The sequence below is a fragment of the Bacteroides sp. 4_1_36 genome (genome assembly GCF_003466325.1).
Classification (GTDB): domain Bacteria; phylum Bacteroidota; class Bacteroidia; order Bacteroidales; family Bacteroidaceae; genus Bacteroides; species Bacteroides uniformis.
In genome coordinates, this window is record NZ_QSOX01000001.1 from 114,270 (window position 1) to 136,639 (window position 22,370).

The following is a 22,370-nucleotide window of genomic DNA, read 5'->3' on the forward strand; positions in this document are numbered from 1 at the left end:
AGAAACAACAACAATTATGAAACATTTTTTCATCACTCTCTATTTACTCGGCATCAGCCTCTTCTCCTCCGCACAACAAGAGGAGAAGGCGGCTCTGCTCATCACCCATTATGGCAGTTCGGACCCTCAGACACGTGCCTTGACGCTCGACGTCGTGACCCGTGAGGCACAAGAAGCCTTTCCGCAGTTTACAGTGCGCGAAGCATACATCTCGCCGATTGTACGAAAAAGACTTGCCAAGGAGGGTGTGTACAAAGACAGCCCTACGGATGCACTGCTGAAACTTCGCGCCGAAGGCTACCAGACCATCTACGTCCAGAGCACCACCTTGATAGAAGGCAGTGAGATGACCTCCGTCCGCAGGGATGCAGACAAGCTCCGTCCCTTCTTCAAGGAGATAAAAGTGGGAAATCCCCTGCTCTACTCCGTCGAAGACTGCGAGAAGGTAATCGGTATACTGACCGCCGAACAGCCGGAAAAGAAAGAAGACATTGTCTATGTGGGGCACGGCAACCAGCTACCCAGCACGGCTACTTACGCCATGCTCGACTTCATGATGAAAGCCCATGGACTGAAGAACTTCCACGTCAGCACCATTGAAGGATATCCTACCCTGGACGCAACCCTGCTGCAACTGAAAGAGACACGCCCCAAGAGCGTGACATTGGTTCCGTTGCTGTTGGTATGCGGCAACCATACCAAGGAAGACATTGCCGGCGTGTGGAAGACGGAACTTGAAAAGCAAGGCTATCAAGTGAATGTACGCATGCAGGGACTGGGCGAAAACAAAGCCATCCGCCAGCTCTATATGGAACACATCAAAGCCATGCTAAAAGATTGATAACCAGCAAGCGTAAAAGGGTTACACCTTTTACATACCAAGGCTACACCCTTTGCTCCGGATGGCTACACCATTCCGGACAAAGGGTGTAGCTCTTTTCAATGTACACAGATTACGGACATTTGTAACCATATTACGGATTCCTCCTCCTGCAATATGGAACTTTCCGGATTATTCTCTACATTTGTACAAAACTAACAGGAACGTTTATGGAAGAAGTAATCAAGCTCAATGCTGTAGACCAATACAACAAGATGTTCGGTCTCGAAACCCTGCATCCGCTGGTCAGCGTAGTCGATTTGTCCGAAGCCACCGGATATCCCAGGCATTTCACCTTGAACTATGGCGTATACGCCCTTTTCCTCAAAAACACCAAATGCGGAGACATACGCTATGGAAAACAGTATTACGATTACCAGGAAGGCACGGTAACCAGCTTCGCCCCGGGCCAGGTGACCGAGGTCAACATGCTGGAAGGTATGCAGCCCAGCGCCTCCGGCCTGCTGTTCCACCCCGACTTGATAAAAGGCACCTCGCTGGGACAGGGAATAAAGCAGTATTCCTTCTTTTCCTATTCCTCTACCGAGGCACTGCATTTGTCCGAAGACGAGAAAGAAATCTTCCTCGACTGTCTGAAGAAGATTAAGATGGAAATCCAACGCCCCATCGACAAGCACAGCAAGGGTCTGATTGCGCGCAACATCGAGCTACTGTTGGACTACTGCATGCGTTTCTACGAACGCCAGTTCATCACCCGCTCGGCAGCCAACAAAGACATCCTGATGAAATTTGAAGCACTGATAGATGACTATTTCCAGAGCGACAAACCGCAGACCGAAGGACTGCCTTCCGTGAAATACTTCGCAGACAAAGTGTTCCTCTCCTCCAACTATTTCGGAGATTTGGTGAAGAAGGAAACCGGAAAGACGGCGCAGGAATATATCCAGAACAAAATCATCGACCTGGCCAAAGAAATGATTATAGGAAGCGGGAAGACGGTCAGCCAGATTGCCTATGAGCTGGGATACCAGTATTCGCAGCACTTCAACCGCGTGTTCAAGAAGAACGTAGGCTATACTCCGAGCGAATACCGGCACTTACAGGTTTAGACAATAAGGATTCACCACAGATTACGCGGATTAACACAGAGTTTTTTCGGTTTCATCAAATATAAGTTCTATCTTTGTATGCCAATAGAACATATGGATATGAAACACCCCAAAATAATTGTTGCCGGCATCGGACCGGGCAATGAATCGGATATAACTCCCGCCGTAATTTCCGCTTTGCAAGAATCAGATGTAGTGGTGGGATATAAGTATTATTTCCAGTTTGTAACCCCTTATCTCCACCCCTCAACAACATGCATAGATACCGGCATGAAGCGTGAGCGCGCCCGTGCCGAGCAGGCTTTCGAGCTGGCAGAGCAGGGAAAGACGGTCTGCGTCATCAGTTCCGGGGATGCGGGCATCTATGGTATGACGCCGCTTGTCTACGAGATGAAGCGGGAAAGGAACAGCGACGTGGAAATCGTTTCGCTGCCGGGCATCAGCGCTTTCCAAAAGGCAGCCTCACTGCTGGGAGCTCCCGTAGGACATGACTTCTGTGTCATCTCCCTTTCAGACCTGATGACTCCCTGGGAGCGTATTGAAAGGCGTATCATCGCAGCCGCTGCCGCCGACTTCGTGACGGCAGTCTACAACCCCAAAAGTGAAGGACGCTACTGGCAGCTTTACCGCTTGAAAGAACTCTTTCTGCAGGAAGGACGCTCACCGGAAACGCCCGTGGGATATGTACGCCAGGCAGGACGCCCGGAACAAGCGGTACACATCACCACGCTGGGAGATTTCAATCCCGAAGAGGTGGATATGTTTACAGTCGTATTGATAGGCAACTCACAGTCCTACGAATGGAACGGAGCCTTCATCACTCCGCGCGGCTATTACCGGGACACGAATACCGAAGCCACGGGCATCGGGCAAGACATCATGATTCGTAGTTTCCGTACCATCGAAAAGGAACTGAAGAACAAGCATATTCCCCTCGACCATAAATGGGCTTTACTCCATGCCATACATACCACCGCCGATTTTGAAATGGAGCATCTGCTGCATACGGACGAAGGTGCCGTGGCTTCCTTGTATCAAGCCATCGAGAAAGGCGGAATCAAGACGATTGTCACAGACGTCACGATGGCAGCCAGCGGTATCCGCAAAGGAGCTTTGCAGCGGCTGGGCATAGAGGTGAAATGTTACCTCGGCGACCCGCGCACGGCGACGATGGCTGCAGAGAAAGGCATCACCCGTACCCAGGCAGGCATCCGCCTGGCTGTGGAGGAGCATCCCGATGCTTTCTTTGTATTCGGCAATGCACCTACGGCACTTATGGAACTCTGCGACCTGATACGTAAGGGCAAGGCACATCCGGCGGGCATTGTTGCTGCACCGGTAGGCTTCGTGCATGTGCAGGAGTCCAAACACATGGTGAAACCCTTTACGGAAATACCCAAGATTATCGTAGAAGGACGTAAGGGAGGCAGTAACTTAGCTGCCACGCTGGTGAACTCCGTGCTGTGCTACAACGATGCGGAGCAGTTGCGCCCGGGCAGGGATGTGTAAGTGAAAAGAGACATTCCATAACATTACTTGTTACGACCGATAACATTACTTGTTATGCCCCCTTACATTACTTGATATTTTCATAAGATTACTCATTGAATGAAACACAGATTTATAATCATAGGAATGGATGACAACCGTTCCCCCTTCTTTCCACCGGAAGCACTGGCACAGATACGGAAGGGGAAGGTCTTCTCCGGTGGCATACGGCATAAGGAGATTGTCGGTCCTCTGCTGCCTGCCGGGGCCGAATGGATTTCCATCACCGTACCGCTGGACCGCGTCTTTTCCCGTTATGAAGAAATATTTACCCGCTTCGAAGAGACGGCTACGGACAACTCCATCATTGTATTCGCGTCCGGCGACCCGTTGTTCTTCGGTTTTGCCAATACCATAAAGCGTAAGCTTCCCGAGGCAGACATTCTGCTCTATCCCGCTTTCAATTCCTTGCAGACATTGGCACACCGCCTCGTCATGCCGTATGACGACATGCGCACCGTCTCCCTGACAGGACGCCCGTGGCAGGAGTTCGACCGTGCCCTCATAGAGCGTGCCCCCAAAATAGGCATCCTCACCGACCGCGAACATACCCCGACCACCATTGCCGCCCGCATGCTGAAGTACGGATACTCCCATTACACACTATACATCGGCGAACATCTCGGCAATCCCGAAAAGGAACGCATACGCCGGATGACACCCCGGGAAGCGGTTGCCGGCGACTTCGAACATCCCAACTGCCTGCTGCTGGACAGCCATCCCGGACAATGCCGCACAAACTCCCTGCACGGCAGCGTACAAGCCCCGGACTTTCCAGTCCGTCCCTTCGGCATCCCCGATGAAGAGTTTGCACATCTTGACGGACGCGCCCGCATGATAACCAAGGCTCCCATCCGCCTGCTCACCCTGCAGGCATTGGAACTGAACCGCCGCCGCGTCTTCTGGGACATCGGTTTCTGTACCGGTTCCGTCTCCATCGAAGCCCGCCTGCAATTTCCCCATCTCGCCGTCATCTCCTTCGAGATACGCCCCGAAGGAAAAGAGCTGATGGACACCAACTCCCGCCGTTTCGGCGCACCGGGCATTACGGCGGTAACCGGAGATTTCCTGCACACCGACCTCACTCCCTTTGCCCGCCCCGATGCCGTCTTCATCGGTGGACACGGCGGACATCTGGAGGAAATGATAGAGAAAGTGAAACAAGTGCTGCACCCCGAAGGCTGCATCGTCTTCAACTCCGTATCGGCAGAAAGCAAGGAGGCGTTCTGCCGAGGAATCGAGCGGAACGGAATGGTGCTCCACCCTTCCACCCACATCGCCTTGAACGAATATAACCCCATTGAAATTATGAAAGCCACGCTTTCTTAAACATACCCATTATGAAAACAGCTGTTATTCTAATCTCCGAAGCCGGTTTGAGCATAGCCCAATCACTGCTCAACGAACTTCCCGACTCCGAAATCTTCACCCTCAGGCACGAAGAGGGATGCACACATATAGAATCCGCCGGCAAATTCACAGCGGAAAACTTCAACCGCTATGATGCCTTTGTCTTCATTGGCGCCATGGGAATCTGTGTCCGCACCATCGCTCCTTGCGTGAAGAACAAATATACCGACCCTGCCGTGGTTTGCGTGGACAGTACCGGTAAATTTGCCATCTCCGTACTTTCCGGACACATCGGAGGAGCCAACGAACTGACCCACCAGGTAGCGAATATCCTCGGGGCCGAACCGGTAGTCACCACGCAAAGCGACTGCACCGGTCTATGGGGACTCGATACCCTGCCCCAACGTTTCGGGTGGTTTCCGGTCATCAACGCCGAGCCCTCCACCCTCCTGTTGGCAGAACTTGCCAAGACGCCCGAAGAGAAAAAAAGAGTATGCATGAACGAGCATATCAGCCTCTTCGTTTCCGGCAAGCCCACCGCCCTGCTGCTCACGGTGCGCAATGAAGGCACGGACTGGATGGAGGCGCACCTGCCGCCTCATGTAGAAGTATTCTACCGGGTGCAGGACATTAAACCTTCACGCTTCAAACTGATTCTGTGCGTATCTCCCCAAGTCCCCAACTTCCCGGAAATGCCTATGATATGCTACGTGCCCTGTGTCGTACACCTCGGCATCGGCCTTGCCCGGCTGGCAGGTCCCGTGCGGAAAGTGGAGAAAGAGATTATGAACACACTGAAGGAATACGGCATCATGCCCCAAAGCATCGCCTCCATCTCCACGATTAAAGCCAAAAGTGACGAACCGGTAGTGAAAGCGCTCCAAAAGAAGTTCCCGGTCTACTTCTATACAGCCGAAGAACTGACAGAGATAGAGGTGCCCCATCCCAGCAAAACCGTCATGAAGCACATGGGTACCCCCAGCGTCAGCGAAGCCGCCGCCTTACTGAGTGCAAACAACTCCCGGCTGCTGGTGCCCAAGAAGAAAGGAGAGAACTATACCGTGGCCGCCGCCCTTGACATAAGAACTGTGCGCCAGGGCCACATCGAAATAGTGGGTGCCGGCCCGGGCGACCCGGACCTGGTTTCCGTACGCGGACGCCAAATGCTGGAACGCGCCGACCTCATTCTGTATGCCGGCAGTCTCGTTCCCAGGGAGCTGACTCTCTGTGCCAAGGCCGGGGCTACCGTACTCAGCTCCGCTTCCATGGATTTGGAAGAACAATTTGAAGTGATGAAGAAGTTCTATGACAAGGGAAAATTCATCGTACGCCTGCATACGGGTGACCCTTGTATCTATGGTGCCATTCAGGAACAAATGAACTACTTTGACCAGCACGGTATGAGCTACCACATCACCCCCGGCATATCCTCCTTCCAGGCGGCGGCAGCTGCCTTGAAGTCGCAGTTCACCATTCCGGAAAAAGTGCAAAGCATCATCCTAACACGCGGCGAAGGACGTACGCCCATGCCCGAACGCGAAAAGCTACATCTCATGGCACGCTCACAAAGTACCATGTGCATCTTCCTCAGTGCAAGCATTGCGAAGCAGGTGCAGGAAGAACTGTTGCAGGAATATCCGGAAACTACCCCCGTAGCTGTCTGCTACCACTTGACATGGAAAGACGAACAAATATTCAGGGGGGAACTCAAAGACCTTGCCAGAATAGTGAAGGAAAATAACCTCACCTTGACAACCATGATTGTCGTAGGCGAAGCCATCGGCAACCGTGAAGGTCTGTCACGGCTCTATGCACACGAGTTCAAGCATCTGTACCGGAAATAAATCAACGATTAATCACCCATAAACATTCAAACATGATATTAATATTTGGCGGAACCACCGAAGGACGCATAGCCATCCAAACCCTTGAAGAAGCCGGAAAAACTTTCTACTATTCTACCAAAGGGGATGAGCAGGACGTACTTCTGCATAATGGCATCCGCCTGCAAGGCGCGATGGATGCAATAGAAATAGAAACATTCTGTGCACAGCATCACATAAAGCTGCTGATAGACGCCGCGCACCCCTTTGCCACACAGCTGCATGAGACTCTGGAACAAGTCTCCGTGGAATCGAATATCCCCGTCATCCGTTTCGAGCGTATCTTCCCGAAACGCGATGAAGAACACATCACCTGGTGCAGGGATTATGACGATGCCATCGAGAAGATACAGAAAGAAAAGATTTTCATCTTACTTGCACTGACCGGCGTACAGACCATAGGTAAGCTGAAGCCTTTGTGGCAGAATGCCTGCTGTTACTTCCGCATCCTCGACCGTGACAGCTCGCGCAAGCTCGCCCGGGAACAAGGTTTCTCCGAGAAGAACCTCTACTACTACACGCCCGGAGAAGACGAGCAAGTCCTGATGAAACAGCTTCATCCCGAAGCCATCCTCCTCAAAGAAAGCGGGATATCGGGCGGATTCTGCGAAAAGGTGGAAGCTGCCCGGCAACTGGGTATACGCATCTTTGCCATCTGCCGCCCCAAGACATCCGACAAGTTTATCTGTGTAAACGGCGAGCATGGCCTGCGCCGCATAATCGAGAAACATTTACCCGACTTCTTCCCCCTGCGCAGCGGACTGACCACCGGAACATGTGCCGCCGCTGCCGCCGTAGCCGCCACCTGGGATGTATTCAATATCTACTTCAAAAAGCGTCCTACGGAATTTCCGGTAGTTCTTCCCAACGGAGAAACCATCCAGGTTCCCGTAGAGCCTCAGCGCCATATTCCCCACTCCGACCTTCTGGAAAACGGTGACGGCATGTTCGAGACAAGCGCTACCGTCATCAAGGATGCCGGCGACGACCCGGACATCACCAACGGAATGAAAGTTGTGGCCAATATAGCCATACCTTTCCGCATAGACGACCCGCTGCCGGAAGACACTCCCCAGGACGACTACAACATCATCGTCTGCGGCGGCGAAGGCGTAGGTGTCGTCACCATGCCCGGTCTGGGACTTGAGCTCGGTAGCTCTGCCATCAACGACACCCCGCGCGAAATGATAAAGAAGAACGTCAAGCTATGGCTTGAACGCCTCCATATTGCCAAACAGCCCAATCCTATTCTCATTACCATCTCCATCCCCGGTGGAGAAGAAATAGCCAAACGCACCTTCAATCCCCGCCTCGGTATCGAAGGAGGCATTTCCATTATCGGGACCTCCGGCATCGTGAAGCCATTCTCCTCGGAAGCCTTCATCAATTCCATCCGGAAGTCCATGGAAGTGGCAAAGGCAACCCGGAACCCTCGTATCGTCATCAGCTCCGGCGCAAAGAGCGAACGTTTCATCAAGGCGTATTATCCCGACCTCCCCACCCAGGCTTTCGTGCATTACGGCAACTTTATCGGCGAAACCTTGAAAATAGCAGCCGAAGAGCAAGTACCGCACGTCACCCTCGGCGTGATGATGGGAAAGGCCGTGAAACTGGCCGAAGGCAATCTGGATACCCACAGCAAGAAAGTGACCATGAATAAGGAATTCATTCAAGACCTGGCACGCCAGACGGGATGCAGCGAAGAAACACTTGCCGCCATCGGACAGATGAACCTGGCGCGCGAACTCTGGGACATCATTCCCGAAGAGCTGCTGGAAAAGTTTGGCAAGGCACTGATTGAGCTCTGTCACCGGCACTGTGCCCCCTTACTGCCCAATGGCGAACTAACAGTATTACTCATAACCGAAAACGGAAAAATTTACTCATGAAGAAGAAGATAATCATTACCGTCTGTATGGCAATGACCGTACTGACCGGTCTGGCACAAAGCCCGCTGTCCTTTCATGCAAAAGCTGGAATCGGTACCTCCCATTTTCATGGAAAACACTCCAGTAGTGACACCCAAATAGCTTACAAAGCTGGTGTCGGTGCAGAATATGTCCTCAACAAGACCTGGGTGCTGCAATCCGCATTGGAGTTTGTGTCCATCGGCGGTAAAGACGAGATAAGCCACATCGGCAAGGCCAAAATGCATGAACTGTATCTGCAAATCCCCCTCATGATAGCGGCCCGCCTCCATCTGGGCAGGGATTATCATGCCTCGCTGAGCGTCGGCCCTTATGCGGCCATAGGCGTGGCAGGCAAGACCTCCGGCGAGACCTACGATTATAGCAGCAGCAGTATGCAGGGAGGATACCAGTTCAAGATAGACACTTTCGGCAGTATGGTAGACGGGAAAATGGGTAACAACCGTTTCGATGCAGGTATTGCCCTGGGACTTACTTTTGAATACAGAAGATTCATCATCGGTGCAGAGACACAAGTGGGACTGGTAAAAGTCAATGAGCAGATAAACCAGATGATAGGTCATTCGGAAGAAGGAGGATATTTTCCCAAGAACTTCGCCGCATTCTTTACGCTGGGGTACCGGTTCTGGTAAGGGAACATTTTGCCATACAGAGTTGTTTAGTATACAAACAGATACTCAACAATATAAACTGAATAATATGGCAAAAAGAATTCCTATCCTGCTGGCAGCAATGACAGCCCTCACCTTCGCCCCTCAAACAGCAGAGGCATGTACCGGTATCACCCTGACGGCCAAAGACAATGCGCACGTCGTAGCCCGCACCATCGAATGGGGAGGCAGTGAGCTGAACAGCCAGTACGTCATCGTACCGCGCGGTTATTCGCAACAATCACTGACACCCGGAGGCAGTCTGTCCGGCATGGAGTTCACCTCACGCTATGGCTACGTAGGCCTGGCAGTGGAGCAAAAGGAGTTCGTGGCCGAAGGTCTGAATGAAGCCGGGCTCTCCGCCGGGCTGTTCTACTTTCCCGGATATGGCAAATATGAGGAGTACGACCCCACACGAAAAGCGTCGAGCATAGCCGATTTACAATTGGTATCATGGCTGTTGGGAAGCTTTTCTACTGTGGACGAGGTAAAGGAGGCTATTGAAAATGTGACGGTCATAGCCATTGACCCACGCGCCTCCACCGTACATTGGCGGATTGCAGACAAGACCGGCCGCCAACTGGTATTGGAGTTCATCGACGGACAGCCCCGTTTCTATGAAAACAAACTGGGAGTATTGACAAACTCCCCCGGCTTTGACTGGCAGATGACCAACTTAAACAATTATGTGAACCTCTACCCGGGCAGTGCCGAAAGCAAATCGCTGGGCAATGTGACTATAGCCCCTTTCGGTTCGGGAAGCGGCTTTTTGGGAATTCCGGGAGATGTGACTCCCCCTTCCCGCTTTATCCGTGCCGCTTTCTACCAGACTTCTACACCACCACAGAATACCGCACAGGAAACCGTTCTCCAATGTTTTCAGATACTGAATAACTTTGATATACCCGTAGGCATCGAGTTTCCCCTCGGCCAGGTTCCTGCCAATATTCCAAGTGCCACCCAATGGACATCGGCCACAGATATGACAAACGGTATCATCTACTATCGCACCATGTACAACAGTACAATCAGAAGCATTGATTTGAGACAGATAGACTTCGGGCGCATCGAGTACCATGCAGCTCCCCTCGATAAAGTGAAGCGGCAACCGATAGCTCCCGTGAAAATTGAATAGGGACGCAGAAACTTCAAGATTGCCGCTGTTGCAGTTGTTCCGCCTCCTTCCTTTTCATCTCCGCCAGCACCCCGCAGGTCAATGGAATGGCGAGGAAGAAGGTCAGCATGTCCGACGCCGCCTGGCACATCTCCACCCCTTTCAGTCCTAAGAAATAAGGAAGAATGAAGATGAGGGGGATGAAGAACAGCCCTTGACGGGCAGAGGAAAGTATCGTAGCGCGTACGGGCTTGCGGATAGTCTGCAGCATCATGTTGCTGACCACAATCCATGCACCCAACGGATAGGTGATGAACTGCCAGCGCAATGCTGCCGCACCGGTAGCTACAACAGCAGGGTCTCCCTTGCGGAAGATGGAGACAATCTCCTCGGCATATCCCATACCTGCCACCGCACAAACCAGCAAAAAGAAAAAGCCTACCTTCACACAGAACCAGAATCCTTGGCGCACTCTGGCATACAGCCCGGCACCATAATTGAATCCGCATACCGGTTGGAAGCCTTGCCCGAAACCAATTAGGAAAGCATTGATAAACATAGAGATACGCGTCACAATGGACATCCCTGCAATAGCTGCGTCACCATATGCACCGGCCGCCACGTTCAGCAAAATGGTTGCCACGCTTGCCAGTCCCTGCCGGGTGAGTGACGGAGTTCCACCCCCAATAATTTCCTTGATGAAAGCCAGTGTAGGCGTAAAGTTTCTGTAACGTATACGTATATTTCCTCCTCTGCGCCCCATATATAGCAAAAGGATGAAACTACATATCTGGCTGACTACTGTGGCAAGTGCGGCACCGGATATGCCCATATCGCATACAAAAATCAGGATAGGGTCGAGCACCACGTTGATGACCGCCCCACTCACAATCCCCACCATGGCATACGCCGCATTACCTTGAAAACGTATTTGGTTATTCAGCACCAATGAGGCGGTCATAAAAGGAGTACCCAGCAGAATGATTCCCAAATAGCGCTCCGTATACGGAAGAATAGTAGGCGTCGACCCCAAAGCAAGGGAAAGCGGTGTAAGGAACAGCAATCCCAGCACAGCCAGAGCCGCTCCGATAAACAAGGCAAAAAAGAAGCCGGTGGATGCCATCTTCTCGGCACTCTCCGTTTCCTGCGCCCCCAACTTACGGGAGATGTAGTTCCCCGAACCATGACCGAAGAAGAATCCCACAGCCTGGATAATGGACATCACAGAAAACACGATACCTACGGCAGCCGTAGACTGGGTATTTATTTTACCCACAAAATAGGTATCTGCCATGTTGTAGAAGGACGTCACCAGCATGCTGATGATGGTCGGCACAGCCAATGACGTAATCAGCCGGGGGACCGGAGTCGTCGTTAAGTGGACATAATTATCCTTTGCAGAATGGTGCATCATAGGGAATGGAATGACAAGACTATTTGCAGCAATTTCTCAATGGAGTACACTGTTACCGGCTCCTTGCCCGGTCGATGGAATACGAAGCTGCCGTCTCCCTTCAAATCTCCGGTTTCGATATAAATCTCCGATTCAACATTCCGGTTTGCCAGAATCCCGTTTCTCTGGAGTGCCTTGCGCACCATGGCATACTTCTGCCCGTGGCCCGCCAAGCGTATCTGGGAGGTATATTCATTGGCTACCCTGAACAGTCCCGTTTCCAAATCAAAGGCAATACCCTTACGGGCAAAGAAGTTGCTCAGGCTGCCGTTCAACGAAAGGTCCTCGGGCGTACCGATAGTTACGCCGTTCACCTTGTCCATCAGCCATATTTTGTCCGCTATCTGCAGGGCCAGTTCCAGGTCGTGAGTAGAAAGGAAAATCGTCTTGTCCGTTTGCCGGCTGAGCTGGTGAAGCAGTTGCATCATCTCTACTTTACTGGGAAAATCAAGGAAAGCTGTCGGTTCATCCAGATAGATGACGGGAGTTTCCTGGGCGAGCGCCTTGGCTATCATCACCTTCTGCCGTTCACCGTCACTCAGCGTATGCACCATGCGGTGTGCCAGATGGGGAATGCCTACCAGGGCGATGGATTTGTCCACCACAATCTTGTCCTCTTTCGAAAGGGTTCCCCAGAAACCGGTGTAGGGGCTACGCCCCAGACCTATCAGTTCTACGACGGACATATTGCGTATATCGCACTTCTCCGTCAGCACCACGCTGATGACGCGCGAAAGCTGCTTGTCGGTATAGTCCCCTATCTCTTTTCCTTCAATAAATATGTTTCCTCCAAGTTTCGGCTGGAAGGCGGACAGCGTACGGAGCAACGTGGACTTCCCCACTCCATTGGCTCCCAACAGGCAAGTCAGCTCACCACTGTTAATTCCGGCGCAAATGCCGTCTGCCACCACTTTCACATCCCCCTTACCGGGGTAACCGATGGAAAGATTCTCTATATGTATGGTTTCCTTATTCATTCAATTCTCCTTTCCGTTTTCTAAAAAGTACAGAAGCCACTACCGGCGCACCTACCAGTGCCGTCACCGAGTTGACCGGCAAAGCTCCCTCGAAGCCGGGCATACGGGCTATCAGATTGCAGACCAATGCCAGGGAAGCGCCTACCAGCAATGTGGCAGGCATCAGTACCCGATGGTCCGAAGAGTGGAAGATGGCACGGCACAGATGGGGAACCGCCAATCCGATAAACATAATCGGACCGCAATAGGCCGTTACAATAGCCACCAGCACGCCGGAGCATGAGATAACCAGCAGGCGTGCCCGCTTGATGTTCAGTCCCAGATTGCGTGCATAGCCATCGCCCAGCAGCAACAGATTCATCGTCTTTATCAGCAGGAAGGACAACGGAAGCAGCACAGCCATGATGCAGACAAACAGCACCATCTGGTCGCCCGAAACACGGGCAAAGCTACCCAATCCCCAAATGACATATGCACGTATATCTTCCTCCACACTGAAATATTTCAATACGCCGATGACGGCACTTGCCACATAGCCTATCATCACACCGATTATCAGCAGCGTCACGTTGCCCTTCACCTTCTGGGAGACATAGACAATGAGCGCCATCACAGCCAGCGCACCGATAATGGCGGCAACCGACAAGGCAACCTCGCCCATATACCCCAAACGGCTCAATGCCACACCGCCCATCGCCCCGGACAGTAATACCACACAAGCCACACCCAGGCTGGCACCTGAACTGATGCCCAATACCGAAGGCCCTGCCAGCGGATTGCGGAACACCGTCTGCATCTGCAGACCGCTGACTGACAGCCCTGCTCCCGCCACCAATGCCGTCAACGCTTGGGGCACGCGGGACTTCCAGATAATATTCTGCCAAATAACGGATTCATCCGTATTTCCCCACAATATGTTCCACACGGAGCGCAGAGGAATGTGAACCGACCCCAAAAGCAGGTTCAGCAGGAAAAAAAGAAAGATAGATGCCAGTGTCAGCAACATCAACGGAAGTACGGGTCTTTTTATCATTTCAGCAGTTCGTAGTAAGTCGGTTTATAGTCAGGCAACAAATCGGGATGGAAAGCATGTATCAAGTCTTCCAATACAATTTCGGGCTGCATGGGCATACTTTCGTAGAAGGGTTTCTCACGCATGTTGCAGTATACCACTCCCTTCTCACGAAACGCACGGAAGTCGGCATAACGCGGGTCGAGGGACTTCAAGGCATCATACGTGAATGTCCCGTCATAGCTGTTGACAATGCGCCAATAGTCGGCACTCTCCGCCTGGCTATATACGGTTTCAAAATCCAGCGTGACACCTCCCGAACGGGGATCGTCTTTCAAGAAATAATCCGCACCGGCATCACGGAACAGTTCGGCAAGAAAGCTCTTTCCTCCCACTGCATACCAGTTGCCACCCCGTATCTCGCCGCTGAATACCATCGGACGCTTCTTCACGTTGGCAGCCAGCTCCTTCAATTCGTTATAGCGCTTCTCTATCGCAGCAAACTTTTCATTCGCCTCCACTTCCTGGCCTATAAACATGCCGATGAATTTTATCCATTCAGCCTGCCCCAACGGGGTCATCTCCTTATATCCCAAATGGGGAACCAGTGGAATACCGATTTCCCGCATGGCATCATATCCGCCCCGCTTGAAAGGAGAGATAAAGATAACATCCGGATTCATGCTCATTATCACTTCATTATCAAAGTTCCCTTCGATACCAATCTTCACGGTCTCGCCGGACTTCAAACGTTCGTTCATCTCCTTGTTGAAGAGATGGCGCGTACTGGTGATGCCCACCACATAATCGCAGGCATCCAGACGGATGAAGTTGGAAAGTTGCAGGGATGTCATACACATAACGTGCTCTACCGGCGTTTCAATCACCGTATAGTCGCTCGGTATACCGACAGGCTTTATGCCTTTCGGTACCAGCGCATAGTGGAAAGTGCTGCTGCTTTCTTTTTGAGGGTCGTGTATATCCACCAGACGGACATGGTGCGGAAGATATTTCACCGTATAGCCTTTGGCATAGCACGGTACAATGGTAGCTGCCGTGTCTGTCGTAACCGGAGAATAGCCCGTTTCGGAAGAAGATTCGGTAGTAGTCTGTCTTGATTTTAAGCCGCAAGAGGTTACGCATAAAATGCACAGCAGTGCAATGCCTATGGCAGATATCCGGGTCATGACTATTGGGGTTTATAGAATTCGGGCACAATATTCGTCATTTTTGGGGAAATACGCAAATGCTCTTCCCGCAAATTGGTGGATATTGTGCCTAAATAATCTTTAAAAGCCCATCAAGTCATTCAGCGCTTCGCTCATGCTGGGATGTGTAAAGACAAAATCACGGAGGAAGGTATATTCCTGCCCGGTCTTCATGGCCATTGCCACCAGGTTGATGACCTCGCTCGATTCCGGACCAAACAGCGTACATCCCACTATCTTGTCCGTATCGGCGTCCACCACCACCTTGAACAATCCGTTCGTATCGCCCAAAGTCCTGGCACGCGGAACAGCGGCTACCGGCAGTTTGTTGACCTTTATATTCAATCCTTTCTTGCGTGCTTCCGCTTCGCTCAGCCCGATGCGTGAAAGCGGCGGGTCGATGAATACCGAATAGCTCACCGGGTCACGGTCGGACACCTTGCGTTCTCCTGCCCCGAAAAGGTCTTCGCGCAGGATGCGGTAATCATCCAAAGAAATGTAGGTAAACTGCAAACCGCCCTTTACATCACCGATAGCATGTATCTTGGGGTTGGTAGTCTGCAAATAGTCGTCCACCACAATGGCACCGCGCTCATTCACCTCTACACCTGCCGCCGCCAGATTCAAGCCAGTCGTATTCGGACGCCGGCCGGTAGCCAGCAGGATGGCATCTGCGTGTAACTGATGTTCCTCTCCCGTGACCGCATCCCGGTAAATGACGTCAGAGTCTTTCACGGACTGCACGCGTGCATTCAGCTTGAAAACGATTCCTTTCTGTTCCAATACCTCCCGGACACTGTCCGCAATGTCCCGGTCCTCCCGGGATATCAGTTCGGAAGAGCCCTCGAGCACCGTGACTTGCGAACCGAATGAAACATACATGGAAGCAAATTCTAGTCCGATGTATCCCCCACCTACAATGACGAGCTGTACCGGCAGCTCAGTCAGTTCCATAATGGAGGTGCTGGTATATACCCGTGGGTTACCTTGTATCCCCTCTATCGGTGGAATGACGGTTTCGGCACCCGTATTGATGAATATCCGGGGAGCTTGCAATTGTAATGTCCCTTCCACCATCCCAACTTCCACCACATCCGGACCTGCAAAGGAGCCGATACCCGTATAGACCGTTATATGAGGATTGTCGGCCAGATTGTGATAATTCTTCTGACGCAGGAAAGAGACGACCTCTTCCTTCCTTGCAATGGACTGACGATAGTATGCCTTCTTGACCTCCCAAGAAGCGTCTTTGTCCGCATGCTTTGCCGCATGCACCAATGTTTTTGTGGGAATGCAACCGATATTGATACATGTCCCTCCGTACATCTTTTCCGAACGCTCCACTACGGCAACGTCCAGCTTCCGTTTTGCCAACTCGGCAGCCAGCGTCTTTCCGCCTTTGCCGAATCCGATGATAATGGCATCATACTGTTTCATACGTCTATTTCCTTAATTGGTTCAATACTCTTTTTGCACTGTCAGACAGTACGACAATGGCACCGGCAAGAATGGCCGTATCCTTGATGACCAAGCGCCCTGCCCCCGTCAGCAACGGAAAGCCGTGCTCCTCGCTTCCCAAGTCGGGCACCCACACCTCAGGGGTTGTCACCAGGAAAGAGAGGGTACCCATCGTCATGACAATGACAAGTGCGGCTCCCGCCAGTCCGATTTTCGGAGAGAATATCCCCAGAAATGTCAGGATGCCGATGGCCATAATCAGAATGCCCAGACCGTGAGAGAAACCATACGTATTGTTCTCCACGTGCCACTGATGTTTCGCCTCATTGAACTCGCCCTCTTTCAGCTTATACTCCTTGTACTCCGGGGCACTCTTTGTATAAAAGAAGCTCATGAACGGGCTGTTCGCCACAAAAGGGACAATCCCTTCAGCCTCATAATTCCAGAATTTCAACCCACCAATCCATACGAAAATAACCAGGATGGCTACACGAATCAAATTAACACCCAACTTTTGAGTGGAAGCGGCCAGCGTCAACGCAGCCATAAACAAGTTTTGCAATTTCGTTTTCATCTTTGTTCTACTTTTTAAATGGTTTCAGTAATATGACTTGATTTTTGTTTTTGCAAAGTTCCTTGTTTTCCACCACGTACGAAATGGCAATTATTCCGCAACAGTTGGCAATTCTTCCCGTTTCACTCTTTTCCGGTAGTCCGAGACACTCTCGCCGGTCATTTTCTTGAAAAAACGGCTGAACGCGGACAAGTCTTCGAAGCCCAGAATGGAGCTGATTTCCTTAGCGCTTTTGTGGGTATACAGCAGCAATCTCATGGCTTCTGCCTCAATGCGGTCATGAATCACCCGTAAAGGGGAAGGCAACCCGCAGGTCGAGAACAGATTGGAAAGTGTCTTGGGAGAACGGCAAAGAATATCGGCATAATCCTGCACTTGCTTCTTCTCCTTGAAATGCCGGTCCACTAATACGTAATACTGCCGGATGATGTCAAACGTCTTTTCCTTCTCCTGCCCCACCCCAAAACGCTGGCGCGCAATGCGTGTGCAGGTAATGATGAAACGTTTCAAGACAATCCGCAGCATCTCCTCCTGCAGGTTGTCATGGATGACCGATTCCTGCCGGAAAATGCGGACTATGTCATGCAAGTTGGAAGACTGCCCGGCAGAAAGCGCCAGTCTCATCACCCTGGAAGAGCCATAAAAAAGGAGTCCGTTGCAAGAGACCTCGTTGTCATGTCCATAGATGCAATAAAAATTGCTGTTGAATACAAACGTCAGGTATTCACCGTCCACCTCTTTTACCTCCAGGTGATGCAACGGGGTCAAGGTCACGATTTCATCCTTTTCCAGGCGCATGGGGATATGGTCTATTTCCAGAGTGAGCGTACCGATCTGTACCCAAATGAATTTATACAGAGTCTTGTCACGTTGCAGCGACGCACGCTCATGGTAGCTGGAAGTCATGGCTATGTTGCCATTCAAGCGGGTGTTCAGTTGATAATCCATAAAAAACAGATTGTTTTAGTAAATAACAAAGATAGCGAATATCTTGTTTGCTACTGATTATTTCCCCACTTTTGTAGCCGTTTTGCTGTTCTTTAATTTTTAACTTTAATGTCTTCATGCAAATGTTCCCCGTCATATTTGTATCTCTCGGTCCCGGCGAACCGGAACTGATTACCGTAAAAGGCTTGAAAGCCCTGCAGACAGCCGACTGTATATTCTGTCCCGAGACACTGGCCAAAGATGGAAACAGAGTTTCACGCGCAGCCGACATCCTATTGCAACTCGACATTCCGGAAAACACGGTGCACCGCTTTCCACTCCCCATGAGCAAACAGCGCGAAAAAGCCCTGAGCGCCTACGACGAGGTCTATATGGAGAGCTCCACCCTCCGGCAACAAGGAAAGAAGGTCTGTATCGTTGCCGAAGGAGATGCCGGATTCTACTCTTCCATACATTATGTATATGACAAACTGCAGGCAGACGGCATCCCCGTGAAGCACATCCCCGGTATCCCCGCCTTCATTGCCGCCGGCGCACTGGGCAGGCTCCATGTGGCCAGCCAGGAAGAGCGGCTGACGGTGATACCCGGCATTACTACGACAGAAGAGATAGAGAAACTGACAAGCGAAAACAGTGCGGTTGTCATCATGAAGTTGTCCAGATGCACCGATGAGATTCACCGCTGCATCCGCCTGCATCCCGAATACCGGTATCACTATTTTGAGAATGTAGGCACTCCGGAAGAGAAGTATATCAATGACAGCAAGCGGATAGCGACCATCCGCTTCCCCTATTTTTCCCTGCTTATCATTCGTACAGAGACCTTTTGAGTCCGATTTAATACAATTTCGCACGCCATAGGCATTATTTTAATGAAAATGGGTTACCTTTGCGCCGTTGAAATATAAAAAAGATAAGAACATGAAGAAAGTCGTTTTTTATATGATGCTGCTGGTTATGAGCATCGGTTATGCCTATGCACAAGGAAAGGCAGACATCAAATTCGAACAGACCACCCACAACTTCGGCACATTCTCCGAAAACAGTCCTGTGGTCAGCTACACCTTTAAGTTTACGAACGTAGGCGATGCTCCGCTTGTCATCCATCAGGCTGTAGCTTCCTGCGGATGTACCGTTCCCGAATATTCACAAGAACCGATAGCACCGGGAAAGACTGGAACAGTGAAAGTAACTTATAATGGAACCGGAAGATACCCCGGACACTTCAAGAAATCCATTACCCTGCGCACCAATGCCAAAACGGAAATCATGCGATTGTTTATCGAAGGGGACATGACCGCTAAAGATGCCAAATAAGCATTTTACCATACAGAATTAAGGAGATTTTTTTAAATCTCCTTTTTTTTTGCTTTCTTTGAAGTCTATTAAAGAAAAACATAAAACTACAAAACCTATGAAACAAGAAGAAGAACCTATTACCGGACTACCGGAAAATGCGTTCCGTGAATTGAAACCGGGAGAAGTGTACAACCCTCTGATGAGCCCGGATAAGAAGTATTCAGAAGTAAATGCCTGGTCGGTGACATGGGGTATTCTGATGGCCATCCTCTTTTCGGCCGCAGCCGCCTATCTGGGGCTGAAGGTGGGACAAGTATTCGAAGCCGCCATCCCCATCGCCATCATTGCCGTCGGCGTATCGGGTGCCGCCAAACGCAAAAACGCATTGGGCGAAAACGTCATTATCCAGTCTATCGGTGCCAGCTCGGGCGTCATCGTGGCAGGTGCCATCTTCACCCTTCCGGCACTCTATATTCTCCAAGAGACCTATCCGAAAGAAATCACCGTCACCTTTGCACAAGTCTTTATCAGTTCCCTGCTGGGAGGTGTGCTGGGTATTCTTTTCCTTATCCCCTTCCGCAAATATTTCGTGAGCGACATGCACGGCAAGTATCCCTTCCCCGAGGCGACAGCCACCACACAAGTGCTCGTCTCCGGTGAAAAGGGCGGCAGCCAGGCAAAACCATTACTCATGGCTGGTATTATCGGAGGTCTATACGACTTCATCGTGGCAACCTTCGGCTGGTGGAACGAGAATTTCACTACCCGCGTATGCGGCTTCGGCGAAATGCTGGCCGAGAAAGCCAAGCTGGTATTCAAGGTTAATACGGGTGCTGCCGTGCTCGGTCTGGGTTATATTGTGGGACTGAAATACGCGTCCATCATCTGTGCCGGCTCACTGGCCGTATGGTGGATTATCATCCCCGGTATGTCCATGATTTGGGGAGATTCCGTACTGAACCAATGGAACCCCGAAATCACGGCAACCATAGGCGCTATGGCTCCGGAAGAAATCTTCAAATACTATGCCAAGAGCATCGGTATCGGTGGCATTGCCATGGCAGGTATCATCGGCATTATCAAGTCTTGGGGCATCATCAAGAGTGCCGTAGGACTGGCTGCCAAGGAAATGGGAGGTAAGTCCAACGTGGAAGCCAGTGTGAAACGCACACAGCGGGACATCTCCATGAAGATTATCGCCATCGGTTCCATCATCACGCTGCTGCTGGTTGTTCTCTTCTTCTACTTCGATGTGATGCAGGGCAACTTGACACATACCATTGTAGCTATCCTGCTTGTTGCAGGTATCGCTTTCCTGTTCACCACCGTGGCAGCCAATGCCATTGCGATTGTGGGCACAAACCCCGTATCCGGAATGACGCTGATGACATTAATCCTGGCATCCGTAGTCATGGTAGCCGTAGGGCTGAAAGGTCCCGAAGGGATGGTTGCGGCACTGGTGATGGGCGGTGTTGTATGTACGGCACTGTCCATGGCGGGAGGCTTCATCACAGACTTGAAAATCGGTTACTGGCTGGGTAGCACGCCTGCCAAGCAGGAGACCTGGAAGTTCCTCGGAACCATCGTTTCTGCCGCTACCGTAGGTGGTGTAATGATTATCCTGAACAAGACATACGGTTTCACCAGCGGACAGCTGGCCGCTCCGCAAGCCAATGCCATGGCGGCCGTTATCGAACCTCTGATGAACGGTGTGGGTGCTCCTTGGCTGCTCTACGGCATCGGTGCAGTGCTGGCCGTCATCCTCAATTTCTGCAAGATTCCCGCACTGGCATTTGCATTGGGTATGTTCATCCCATTGGAACTGAATGTTCCGTTGGTAGTGGGCGGTGCCATCAACTGGTACGTGACCAGCTGCAGCAAGGATGCCGCTCTCAATGCCGAACGCGGGGAGAAAGGTACCCTGCTTGCCTCCGGTTTCATTGCCGGCGGTGCATTGATGGGTGTGGCAAGTGCTGCCATGCGTTTCGGAGGAATCAACCTCGTAAACGATGCATGGTTGCAGAACACCTGGTCCGAAGTGCTGGCGCTGGGTGCTTATGCCATTCTGATATTCTACCTCATCAAAGCTTCCATGAAAACCAAATAACTTTTAAATACCAAGAACATGAAAAAGATTCTACTTTTATCTTTTCTATTTGCAGCGACCATGTTATCTGCACAAAAGCCCGTTGAGCTGCCCCTATGGCCCAACGGTGCCCCCAATAACAACGAACTGACCAATTCCGGACAGAACCATAACAACGAATGGGTGTCCGATGTCACCACCCCTACCCTTACGGTGTATCCTGCCTCCCACCCCAACGGCATGGCCATCATCATGTGTCCGGGAGGTGGCTACGGAGGGCTGGCCATGAAGCACGAGGGACACGACATGGCTCCCTGGTTCAACACACAAGGCATCACCTATGCAGTACTGAAATACCGTATGCCCAACGGGCACCATGAAGTGCCCCTTTCCGATGCCGAACAAGCCATCCGCATGGTACGCGAACATGCCGCCGAATGGGGTGTCAATCCTCAGCGTGTAGGCATCATGGGCGCTTCTGCCGGCGGCCATCTGGCAGCTTCGCTTGCCACACTATACAGCGGTGACAAGACCCGTCCCGACTTCCAGATCTTGTTCTATCCGGTGATTTCCATGCAGAAAGGCGTTACCCATGGAGGTTCCCGTAAGAACCTTATCGGAGAAAATCCATCTCAGGAGCTGGAACAAAAATACTCCCTCGAAAGACAAGTGTCCCCACGCACTCCGCAGGCTTTTATCATGCTTTCTTCGGACGACGACGCAGTGCCACCCATCAACGGCATTGGCTATTTCCTCGCCTTGCGCGACCACAAAGTGCCTGCCAGCCTGCATGCCTACCCTACCGGCGGACATGGCTGGGGATTCCGGGACAACTTCACCTACAAGCGTCAATGGACGGAAGAACTGGAGAAGTGGTTGCGTGAAGGGCTCGTATTCCCGGTCTCTGAACCTACCACAAAGAAATAAAAGCA

19 protein-coding genes are annotated in these 22,370 nt (G+C 51.5%); 12 read left to right on the forward strand and 7 right to left on the reverse strand.

Going from position 1 to position 22,370, the window contains the following annotated elements; genetic code table 11:
- Nucleotides 1–16 precede the first annotated feature (16 nt).
- The 8 genes from DXD65_RS00435 to DXD65_RS00470 all read left to right on the forward strand — a co-directional run bounded on the left by DXD65_RS00435 (nucleotide 17) and on the right by DXD65_RS00470 (nucleotide 10,444).
- Nucleotides 17–841, forward strand: coding sequence for a sirohydrochlorin cobaltochelatase (locus DXD65_RS00435; protein WP_117866382.1), 825 nt, complete (start codon nucleotides 17–19; stop codon nucleotides 839–841).
- A 209-nt stretch (nucleotides 842–1,050) separates the two neighbouring features.
- Nucleotides 1,051–1,950 (forward strand): helix-turn-helix domain-containing protein, encoded by a 900-nt coding sequence (locus tag DXD65_RS00440; RefSeq protein ID WP_005836667.1) that lies wholly within the window; start codon nucleotides 1,051–1,053, stop codon nucleotides 1,948–1,950.
- 99 nt (nucleotides 1,951–2,049) lie between these two features.
- Nucleotides 2,050–3,459: a precorrin-3B C(17)-methyltransferase gene (gene cobJ, locus DXD65_RS00445; RefSeq protein ID WP_057256099.1), complete on the forward strand. Its 1,410-nt coding sequence runs from the start codon at nucleotides 2,050–2,052 to the stop codon at nucleotides 3,457–3,459.
- A gap of 99 nt (nucleotides 3,460–3,558) precedes the next feature.
- On the forward strand, nucleotides 3,559–4,827 hold the full coding sequence (gene cbiE, locus DXD65_RS00450) for a precorrin-6y C5,15-methyltransferase (decarboxylating) subunit CbiE (RefSeq protein ID WP_117887250.1): 1,269 nt from the start codon (nucleotides 3,559–3,561) through the stop codon (nucleotides 4,825–4,827).
- A gap of 11 nt (nucleotides 4,828–4,838) precedes the next feature.
- A complete protein-coding gene (gene cobM / locus DXD65_RS00455; protein WP_117887251.1) occupies nucleotides 4,839–6,692 on the forward strand; it encodes a precorrin-4 C(11)-methyltransferase in 1,854 nt (617 codons plus the stop codon).
- A 32-nt stretch (nucleotides 6,693–6,724) separates the two neighbouring features.
- On the forward strand, nucleotides 6,725–8,620 hold the full coding sequence (gene cbiD / locus DXD65_RS00460) for a cobalt-precorrin-5B (C(1))-methyltransferase CbiD (protein ID WP_057281165.1): 1,896 nt from the start codon (nucleotides 6,725–6,727) through the stop codon (nucleotides 8,618–8,620).
- Nucleotides 8,617–9,291 carry an outer membrane beta-barrel protein gene (locus tag DXD65_RS00465; protein WP_009038553.1) on the forward strand — a complete coding sequence of 225 codons (675 nt, stop codon included), beginning with the start codon at nucleotides 8,617–8,619 and terminating at the stop codon, nucleotides 9,289–9,291. The genes cbiD and DXD65_RS00465 overlap by 4 nt, the downstream gene beginning before the upstream one ends.
- A 67-nt stretch (nucleotides 9,292–9,358) precedes the next feature.
- A complete protein-coding gene (locus DXD65_RS00470; RefSeq protein ID WP_005829400.1) occupies nucleotides 9,359–10,444 on the forward strand; it encodes a linear amide C-N hydrolase in 1,086 nt (361 codons plus the stop codon).
- A gap of 13 nt (nucleotides 10,445–10,457) precedes the next feature.
- Here the strand turns inward: DXD65_RS00470 and DXD65_RS00475 are convergent, their stop codons facing one another.
- The 7 genes from DXD65_RS00475 to DXD65_RS00505 form a co-directional block, all read right to left on the reverse strand.
- Entirely contained in the window at nucleotides 10,458–11,837 is a 1,380-nt protein-coding gene (locus DXD65_RS00475) for an MATE family efflux transporter (RefSeq protein WP_005829402.1), read from the reverse strand.
- Nucleotides 11,834–12,853, reverse strand: a complete 1,020-nt coding sequence (locus tag DXD65_RS00480; protein ID WP_009038555.1) for an ABC transporter ATP-binding protein — start codon at nucleotides 12,851–12,853, stop codon at nucleotides 11,834–11,836. The genes DXD65_RS00475 and DXD65_RS00480 overlap by 4 nt, the downstream gene beginning before the upstream one ends.
- Nucleotides 12,846–13,883 (reverse strand): iron ABC transporter permease, encoded by a 1,038-nt coding sequence (locus tag DXD65_RS00485; protein ID WP_034529853.1) that lies wholly within the window; start codon nucleotides 13,881–13,883, stop codon nucleotides 12,846–12,848. Before DXD65_RS00485 ends, DXD65_RS00480 begins: the two co-directional genes overlap by 8 nt.
- Complete coding sequence (locus DXD65_RS00490) at nucleotides 13,883–15,052, reverse strand: ABC transporter substrate-binding protein (RefSeq protein ID WP_009038557.1); 1,170 nt, start codon at nucleotides 15,050–15,052, stop codon at nucleotides 13,883–13,885. Before DXD65_RS00490 ends, DXD65_RS00485 begins: the two co-directional genes overlap by 1 nt.
- A 102-nt stretch (nucleotides 15,053–15,154) precedes the next feature.
- Complete coding sequence (locus tag DXD65_RS00495; protein WP_117887252.1) at nucleotides 15,155–16,510, reverse strand: FAD-dependent oxidoreductase; 1,356 nt, start codon at nucleotides 16,508–16,510, stop codon at nucleotides 15,155–15,157.
- A gap of 4 nt (nucleotides 16,511–16,514) precedes the next feature.
- On the reverse strand, nucleotides 16,515–17,105 hold the full coding sequence (locus DXD65_RS00500) for a DUF417 family protein (protein WP_009038559.1): 591 nt from the start codon (nucleotides 17,103–17,105) through the stop codon (nucleotides 16,515–16,517).
- Between the two features lie 90 nt (nucleotides 17,106–17,195).
- Nucleotides 17,196–18,053 carry an AraC family transcriptional regulator gene (locus DXD65_RS00505; RefSeq protein WP_008663399.1) on the reverse strand — a complete coding sequence of 286 codons (858 nt, stop codon included), beginning with the start codon at nucleotides 18,051–18,053 and terminating at the stop codon, nucleotides 17,196–17,198.
- Between the two features lie 122 nt (nucleotides 18,054–18,175).
- On the opposite strand from DXD65_RS00505, the gene DXD65_RS00510 reads away from it, so the two are divergent.
- From DXD65_RS00510 to DXD65_RS00525, 4 genes are all read left to right on the forward strand, one after another.
- Nucleotides 18,176–18,883, forward strand: a complete 708-nt coding sequence (locus DXD65_RS00510; RefSeq protein WP_172681014.1) for a precorrin-2 C(20)-methyltransferase — start codon at nucleotides 18,176–18,178, stop codon at nucleotides 18,881–18,883.
- Between the two features lie 91 nt (nucleotides 18,884–18,974).
- Complete coding sequence (locus DXD65_RS00515) at nucleotides 18,975–19,370, forward strand: DUF1573 domain-containing protein (RefSeq protein ID WP_005836647.1); 396 nt, start codon at nucleotides 18,975–18,977, stop codon at nucleotides 19,368–19,370.
- A 97-nt stretch (nucleotides 19,371–19,467) separates the two neighbouring features.
- Nucleotides 19,468–21,459 carry an OPT family oligopeptide transporter gene (locus tag DXD65_RS00520; protein WP_117887253.1) on the forward strand — a complete coding sequence of 664 codons (1,992 nt, stop codon included), beginning with the start codon at nucleotides 19,468–19,470 and terminating at the stop codon, nucleotides 21,457–21,459.
- Nucleotides 21,460–21,477: 18 nt separating this feature from the next.
- A complete protein-coding gene (locus DXD65_RS00525) occupies nucleotides 21,478–22,365 on the forward strand; it encodes an alpha/beta hydrolase (protein ID WP_016273621.1) in 888 nt (295 codons plus the stop codon).
- The last annotated feature ends 5 nt before the right edge of the window (nucleotides 22,366–22,370 follow it).